Below are 675 nucleotides of genomic sequence, written 5' to 3'. Positions count from 1 at the left end.
TTCGCGTTGCAGCTGGAGGAGCTCGATCAGGATGTCGTAGTCGCGCGCCTTTCCGGCGGTATCGGCAAGAGACTTGAAGAGTTCACGCTGCCGGGAATTCTCACCGGCATCCAATAGCGGCCGATATGACCACCATAGCGATCTTAACCGGCGCAGGGCAACACGCAGCTGATGGAGCCCTTCGGCAGAGGGGGCGCGGACAATCGCGTCTGCCTGCGCCAGCGCTTCGGCGACGAGCGGCTCTGCCAACGTCCCAAAGGCTGCCACGGCCGACGGCTCAGGTAGTGCGAGTTGATTCAGATCCCCGTGGCTCATTCGCGCTTCCGGTTAGTTTTCACGACGGCGGACGTTACGCGTCGTCACGGTATTCGCTTTGCCCCCGCCGCCCTCATTTCAGTTCCCACCAATGTAACCCGGATGAGCGCGCCTGAGCCGGCAGTTGACGGCATTGCGGTGCCTGGCTACGGTCGACACGTTGCGGAGCACCTTCCTGGCATGATAGCGCCCGATTACGAGTCCCTGACGCCTGTCGAGATCCTTCTTGATGGCACCAGATACAGCGGCACATCAGCGTCGCAACTGATGTCACCGGGAAATCATCTCCACCGCGCAGAGTGGACAACTCAACCGGCCAACTGGCAATGCGAGCGCCCATTTGGGCAAATCGCGATGTCA

At 61.0% G+C, this 675-nt stretch carries 2 protein-coding genes; one reads left to right on the top strand and one right to left on the bottom strand.

Translation table 11 applies throughout. The annotated features are described in order from the left end of the window. Window positions 1–315: CHAD domain-containing protein (locus tag EYW47_RS40595; RefSeq protein ID WP_133200414.1), on the bottom strand; the 315-nt coding region annotated here is incomplete at its 3' end. Here EYW47_RS40595 and EYW47_RS41540 point away from each other — a divergent pair. Continuing rightward, a partial coding sequence (locus tag EYW47_RS41540) for a hypothetical protein (protein ID WP_205710256.1) occupies window positions 292–675 on the top strand: 384 nt, incomplete at its 3' end. The two genes, EYW47_RS40595 and EYW47_RS41540, sit on opposite strands and share 24 nt — an antisense overlap.

The sequence above is a fragment of the Paraburkholderia silviterrae genome, from assembly GCF_004353915.1.
Classification (GTDB): domain Bacteria; phylum Pseudomonadota; class Gammaproteobacteria; order Burkholderiales; family Burkholderiaceae; genus Paraburkholderia; species Paraburkholderia silviterrae.
The sequence above is the reverse complement of the archived record's forward strand: the minus strand, read 5'-3'. Positions and strand labels throughout refer to the sequence as shown.